The organism is Pseudomonas tehranensis, from assembly GCF_014268615.1.
GTDB classification, from domain to species: Bacteria; Pseudomonadota; Gammaproteobacteria; order Pseudomonadales; family Pseudomonadaceae; genus Aquipseudomonas; species Aquipseudomonas tehranensis.
Window position 1 is genome coordinate 1 of record NZ_JABWQV010000265.1, and the last position, 6396, is coordinate 6396.

Below are 6396 nucleotides of genomic sequence, written 5' to 3' on the forward strand. Positions count from 1 at the left end.
ATTTCAAGGTCTTTTTTTAAGATGGTGCCCCGAGGGAGACTCGAACTCCCACTCCTTTCGAAAACGGATTTTGAATCCGCCGCGTCTACCAATTCCGCCATCAGGGCTCAATGGCGGCGAAGTATAGAGAGGTGCCTACCGTTGGTCAATCACGTTTCATGGTGAATTTTTGATAATTCCGCTAGACTTTCCGGCCCTGCTAGACGAACCCCATCATGCGTGTTGCTGACTTTACTTTCGAACTCCCTGATTCGCTGATCGCTCGCCACCCTCTGGCCGAGCGTCGCGCCAGTCGACTGTTGACCCTGGACGGGGTCAGCGGTGCCATGGCCCACCGTCAATTCACTGATTTGCTTGAGCATTTGCGCCCGGGCGATTTGATGGTGTTCAACAATACCCGGGTCATTCCCGCACGGTTGTTTGGCCAGAAGGCCTCCGGCGGCAAGCTGGAGATTCTGGTGGAGCGGGTGCTGGACAGTCATCGGGTGCTGGCCCATGTGCGCTCGAGCAAGTCGCCCAAGCCGGGTTCGTCGATTCTGATCGACGGCGGCGGCGAGGCGGTGATGGTGGCGCGGCATGATGCGTTGTTCGAGCTTGAGTTTGCCGAAGAGGTGTTGCCGCTGCTCGACCGTGTCGGGCACATGCCGTTGCCTCCTTATATAGACCGCCCGGACGAAGGTTCGGACCGCGAGCGTTATCAGACTGTGTACGCCGAGCGTCTGGGGGCGGTGGCGGCGCCGACGGCGGGGCTGCATTTTGATCAGCCGTTGCTGGAGGCGATTGCTGCCAAGGGCGTTGAGACGGCGTTCGTGACGCTGCACGTTGGCGCCGGGACGTTCCAGCCGGTGCGGGTGGAGCGTATTGAAGACCATCACATGCACAACGAATGGCTCGAAGTGAGCCAGGAAGTCGTCGATGCCGTGGCGGCTTGCCGCGCCCGCGGTGGGCGGGTGGTGGCGGTGGGGACCACCAGTGTGCGGTCTCTGGAAAGTGCTGCGCGCGATGGCGTGCTCAAGCCGTTCAGTGGCGACACCGACATTTTTATCTACCCGGGCCGGCCGTTTCATGTGGTCGATGCCCTGGTCACCAACTTTCATTTGCCCGAATCCACGCTGTTGATGCTGGTTTCGGCGTTCGCCGGTTATCCCGAAGCCATGGCCGCCTACAAGGCCGCCGTCGAGCATGGATACCGCTTTTTCAGCTACGGTGATGCGATGTTCATCACCCGTAACCCCGCGCCACGCGGACCCGAGGAAACAGTATGAGTCGCACCTGTCGCATGTCCTTCGAGTTGCTTGCTACCGATGGCAAGGCTCGTCGCGGTCGTCTGACCTTCCCCCGCGGTACGGTGGAAACCCCCGCGTTCATGCCGGTGGGCACTTACGGCACGGTCAAGGGCATGCTGCCGCGGGATATCGTCGCCACGGGCGCGGAGATTATCCTGGGCAACACTTTCCACCTATGGCTGCGCCCGGGCATGGAAGTGATCAAGGCCCACGGTGACTTGCACGATTTCATGCAGTGGAACGGCCCGATTCTGACTGACTCCGGCGGCTTCCAGGTGTTCAGCCTGGGCGCGATGCGCAAGATCAAGGAGGAGGGCGTGACCTTCGCGTCTCCGGTGGATGGCGCCAAGGTGTTCATGGGGCCGGAAGAGTCGATGCAGGTCCAGCGCGACCTGGGCTCGGACATCGTGATGATCTTCGACGAATGCACGCCGTACCCGGCCGATGAAGACGTGGCGCGGGTGTCCATGGAGTTGTCGTTGCGTTGGGCCCAGCGTTCCAAGAACGCCCATGGCGAGAACACGGCGGCGCTGTTCGGCATCGTTCAGGGCGGCATGCATCAGGATCTGCGCATGCGCTCGCTCGAAGGCCTGGACAAGATCGGCTTCGACGGCCTGGCCATCGGCGGTCTGTCGGTGGGCGAGCCCAAGCACGAAATGATCAAGGTGCTCGATTACCTGCCGGGTCAGATGCCGGCTGACAAACCTCGTTACCTTATGGGCGTTGGCAAACCGGAAGATCTGGTTGAGGGTGTGCGCCGCGGGGTGGACATGTTCGATTGCGTGATGCCAACCCGTAATGCCCGCAATGGGCATCTGTTCATTGATACGGGCGTGCTGAAGATCCGTAACGCGTTTCATCGCCATGATAATTCGCCGCTGGATCCGACCTGCGATTGCTACACCTGCCAGAACTTCTCCCGTGCTTATCTGCACCATTTGGACAAGTGCGGCGAAATGCTGGGTAGCATGTTGAATACCATCCACAATTTGCGCCATTACCAGGTGCTTATGGCTGGTTTGCGCGAGGCTATTCAACAGGGTACATTGGCCGCCTTTGTCGATGCCTTCTATGCCAAGCGCGGGTTGCCTGTTCCGCCCTTGGACTGAGTTTTCCGATCCTAAGATTCAATACTTGCAACTGGAGTGCTAAATGAGCTTTTTTATCTCTAATGCCATGGCTGACGCGGCGGCACCTGCTGCCGGCCCTATGGGTGGCGGTTTCGAGTGGATTTTCCTGGTGGGCTTTCTGGTCATCTTCTACCTGATGATCTGGCGTCCACAGGCCAAGCGCGCCAAAGAGCAGAAGAACCTGCTCAGCAGCCTGCAAAAGGGCGATGAAGTGGTCACCACCGGCGGCATCGCTGGCAAGATCACCAAAGTGGCCGACGACTTCGTGGTACTGGAAGTGTCCGACACTGTTGAAATGAAGTTCCAGAAAGGCGCCATCGCGGCCACGCTGCCAAAAGGCACGCTGAAAGCGATCTAAGTAACAACTTCTATTCAATCGACGGGGCGCGCAAGGCGCCCCGCGTCATAAGCGGGCGGCGTGATGCTGAACAAATACCCTCTGTGGAAATATTTACTGATCCTGGCGGTGCTGGCGGTCGGTCTGATTTATTCCGCTCCCAATCTTTATCCTGATGACCCGGCCATTCAGGTCAGTGGCGCAAGCACTGCCTTGCAGGTCACTCAGGCCGATCTGGACCGTGCGAGCGCAGCGCTCAAGGCGTCCGGCATCGACGTGAAGGCCGCGACCGTTGCCGAAGGTGGCAAGGGCGGTTTGTTGCGTCTGCTCAAGGCTGAAGACCAGCTGCCGGCCAAGGACGTGGTGCGCAAGGCCCTCGGTGACGACTATGTCGTGGCCCTGAACCTGGCCCAAACCACGCCGCAATGGCTGCGCAACCTCGGCGCGCATCCGATGAAGCTGGGTCTGGACTTGTCCGGTGGTGTGCACTTCCTGCTGGAAGTGGACATGGACAAAGCGCTGGATGCACGCCTGAAAGTCTACGAAGGCGACGTCAAGAGCCTGTTGCGCAAAGAGCGCCTGCGCTATCGCAGTCTGCCGCAGCTCGACGGTGCCGTTCAGCTGGGTTTCACTGATGAAGATGTCCGCGAGAAGGCCCGTGCGCTGATCCGCAAGAACTTCAACGATTTCGACATTGTTCCGGCCGACCTCAATGGTCAGCCGGTGCTGCGTCTGGCGATGACCCCGGCCAAGCTGGCGGAAATCCGCGAATATTCCATCAAGCAGAACTTGACCACGGTGCGTAACCGCGTCAACGAGCTGGGTGTGGCCGAGCCGATCGTGCAGCGCCAGGGCGCCAACCGCATCGTGGTTGAGCTGCCGGGCGTGCAGGACACCGCCGAAGCCAAGCGTATCCTCGGCAAGACCGCCAATCTGGAATTCCGTCTCGCGGCCGAGCCGGGTGCTTCCCGCGCCACTACCGAGAGCTTCGAGTTCCGTGAAGGCGGTCGTCCGGCGGCGCAGATCGAGCGTGGCCTGATCATCACCGGTGACCAGGTCACCGACGCCCAGGCGGGCTTCGACGAGCAGGGTCGCCCACAGGTGAACATTCGCCTGGACGGCCACGGCGGCGAACTGATGAGCCGCGCTACGCGCAGCAACGTCGGTCGCAGCATGGCGGTGATCTTCATCGAGCAGAAGCCGACGACGACTTACACCAAGCAAGTGGTCAACGGCGTCGAAAAAGACGTACCGGTCCAGACGTTCAAGGAAGAGAAAAAGATCATCAGCCTGGCGACTATTCAGTCGCCGCTGGGCAGTCAGTTCCGCATCACCGGCCTCAACGGCCAGGGTGAATCCTCGGAACTGGCCCTGCTGCTGCGTGCCGGTGGTCTGGCTGCGCCGATGTACTTCGCTGAAGAGCGCACCATTGGCCCGAGCCTGGGTGCCGACAACATCGCCAAGGGTGTCGATGCATCGCTGTGGGGCATGCTGTTTGTCTCGCTGTTCATCATCGCGATCTACCGCTTCTTTGGTGTGATCGCTACGGTGGCGCTGGCGGTGAACATGGTGCTGCTGCTGGCGCTGATGTCGCTGCTGGGGGCTACGCTGACCCTGCCGGGTATCGCCGGTATCGTGTTGACCATGGGCATGGCGGTAGACGCCAACGTGCTGATCTTCTCGCGGATTCGTGAAGAGATCGCCGCGGGCATGTCGGTCCAGCGGGCAATCAACGAAGGCTTCGGCCGGGCATTTACCGCGATTATCGATGCCAACCTGACGACGTTGCTGGTGGGCGGGATTCTCTTCGCCATGGGCACCGGCCCGGTCAAGGGCTTCGCGGTCACCATGTCCCTCGGGATCTTTACCTCGATGTTCACAGCCATTCTGGTGACCCGTGCAATGGTCAACCTGATTTATGGTGGCCGTGACTTCAAGAAGTTGTGGATTTAAGGGGCTGCCATGTTACGTACAATCAACTTCATGGGCGTTCGCAACGTTGCGTTCGGCGTCACTGTATTGCTGACCTTGCTGGCGTTGTTCAGCTGGTTCAGCAAGGGCCTGAACTACGGCCTGGATTTCACCGGCGGTACGCTGATCGAGCTGACCTACGAGCGTCCGGCAGATGTCGGCAAGGTGCGCGAGCAACTGCTGGCCTCGGGTTACACCGACGCTGTGGTGCAGAGCTTTGGCGCCACCACCGACCTGCTGGTGCGCATGCCGGGTGAAGACCCGCAGCTGGGTCAGCAAGTGGCCGAGGCCTTGCAGAAGGCCGGTGGCGACAACCCGGCGCAGGTCAAGCGTGTCGAGTATGTCGGCCCGCAAGTGGGTGAAGAGCTGCGCGACCAGGGCGGCCTCGGCATGCTGATGGCGCTGGGCGGCATCCTGCTCTACCTGGCCTTCCGCTTTCAGTGGAAGTTCGCGGTAGGCGCGATTGTTTCGCTGATCCACGACGTGATCGTGACCGTGGGCATCCTGTCGTTCTTCCAGATCACCTTCGATTTGACGGTGTTGGCGGCGGTGCTGGCGATCATCGGTTACTCGCTCAACGACACCATCGTGGTGTTCGACCGGGTGCGGGAAAACTTCCGTGTGCTGCGCAAGGCGACGCTGATCGAGAACATCAACATCTCGACCACCCAGACCCTGCTGCGGACCATGGCGACGTCGATCTCCACGTTGCTGGCGATCGGCGCGCTGCTGATTTTCGGTGGTGACAACCTGTTTGGCTTCTCCATTGCGCTGTTCATTGGTGTATTGGCGGGTACTTACTCGTCGATCTACATCGCCAACGTGGTGCTGATCTGGCTGAACCTGAGCACCGAGGATCTGATTCCTCCGGTGGCCACTGACACGGAAGTGGACGACCGCCCGTAGGGTTTGGTCTCCGCCCGTCACAGCCCGAAAGGCGCGAGTTGAACTCGCGCCTTTTTTTGTGCTCCAAGGCTGGGAGAAGCGCGGATAAATCCGCATGTGATGGTCAGGAGGTTCAAGTGAACAAATCGATGCTGGTTGGTGCGGTATTGGGTGCTGTCGGTGTGACTGCCGGTGGTGCGGTAGCCACCTACAGCTTGGTCAAAAGCGGCCCTGAGTATGCGCAAGTATTGGCCGTGGACCCGGTTAAGACACAAATCAAGACCCCCCGTGAAGTGTGCAAGGACGTCACCGTGACCCGGCAGAAGCCGGTCCAGGATCAACACCAGATCGCCGGTACCGTATTGGGCGCCGTGGCCGGTGGCCTGTTGGGTAACCAGATTGGCGGCGGCACCGGCAAGAAAATCGCCACCGTGGCGGGTGCGGCCGGCGGCGGTTATGCCGGTAACAAGATTCAGGAAGGCATGCAGGAGCGCGACACCTACACCACCACCCAAACTCGCTGCAACACGGTCAACGACATCAGCGACAAGGTTGTAGGTTACGACGTTCGCTACATGCTCGATGGCAAGGAAGGCAAAGTCCGCATGGACCGCGATCCGGGCAACCAGATCCCAGTGAACAAGGAAGGCCAACTGATCCTGGGGCAGAACGAACCGGCTCAGTGATCCGGCTGTTATGAAGAAGCACCCTTCGGGGTGCTTTTTTTGTGCCCGGATTTCGGACATCCCTCCATCCTTGTGGGAGCGGGCTTGCCCGCGAAAGCGGT

General features: G+C 60.2%; 6 protein-coding genes and 1 tRNA gene. 6 read left to right on the plus strand and 1 reads right to left on the minus strand.

Annotated elements, in window-relative coordinates; translation table 11 throughout:
* Positions 1-22: 22 nt before the first annotated feature.
* Positions 23-107: transfer RNA gene (locus tag HU811_RS23545), tRNA-Leu, on the minus strand.
* Between the two features lie 108 nt (positions 108-215).
* Here HU811_RS23545 and queA point away from each other — a divergent pair.
* From queA to HU811_RS23575, 6 genes are all read left to right on the plus strand, one after another.
* Positions 216-1265, plus strand: a complete 1050-nt coding sequence (queA, locus tag HU811_RS23550; protein ID WP_025211994.1) for a tRNA preQ1(34) S-adenosylmethionine ribosyltransferase-isomerase QueA — start codon at positions 216-218, stop codon at positions 1263-1265.
* A gap of 14 nt (positions 1266-1279) precedes the next feature.
* The gene (gene tgt / locus HU811_RS23555) at positions 1280-2395 is read left to right on the plus strand and encodes a tRNA guanosine(34) transglycosylase Tgt (protein ID WP_177218148.1); all 1116 of its coding nucleotides are present in this window, start codon (positions 1280-1282) and stop codon (positions 2393-2395) included.
* A gap of 43 nt (positions 2396-2438) precedes the next feature.
* A complete protein-coding gene (yajC, locus tag HU811_RS23560) occupies positions 2439-2774 on the plus strand; it encodes a preprotein translocase subunit YajC (protein WP_007982729.1) in 336 nt (111 codons plus the stop codon).
* Positions 2775-2837: 63 nt separating this feature from the next.
* The gene (gene secD / locus HU811_RS23565; RefSeq protein WP_186658375.1) at positions 2838-4706 is read left to right on the plus strand and encodes a protein translocase subunit SecD; all 1869 of its coding nucleotides are present in this window, start codon (positions 2838-2840) and stop codon (positions 4704-4706) included.
* Between the two features lie 9 nt (positions 4707-4715).
* Positions 4716-5630: a protein translocase subunit SecF gene (gene secF, locus HU811_RS23570; protein WP_092402594.1), complete on the plus strand. Its 915-nt coding sequence runs from the start codon at positions 4716-4718 to the stop codon at positions 5628-5630.
* 116 nt (positions 5631-5746) lie between these two features.
* A complete protein-coding gene (locus HU811_RS23575; RefSeq protein ID WP_047227466.1) occupies positions 5747-6295 on the plus strand; it encodes a glycine zipper 2TM domain-containing protein in 549 nt (182 codons plus the stop codon).
* The last annotated feature ends 101 nt before the right edge of the window (positions 6296-6396 follow it).

Excerpts from the sequence above, each read along its gene's own strand:
- queA (WP_025211994.1), top strand. The coding sequence starts at position 216 with ATGCGTGTTGCTGACTTTACTTTCGAACTCCCTGATTCGCTGATCGCT.
- tgt (WP_177218148.1), top strand. The coding sequence starts at position 1,280 with ATGTCCTTCGAGTTGCTTGCTACCGATGGCAAGGCTCGTCGCGGTCGT.
- yajC (WP_007982729.1), top strand. The coding sequence starts at position 2,439 with ATGAGCTTTTTTATCTCTAATGCCATGGCTGACGCGGCGGCACCTGCT.
- secD (WP_186658375.1), top strand. The coding sequence starts at position 2,838 with ATGCTGAACAAATACCCTCTGTGGAAATATTTACTGATCCTGGCGGTG.
- secF (WP_092402594.1), top strand. The coding sequence starts at position 4,716 with ATGTTACGTACAATCAACTTCATGGGCGTTCGCAACGTTGCGTTCGGC.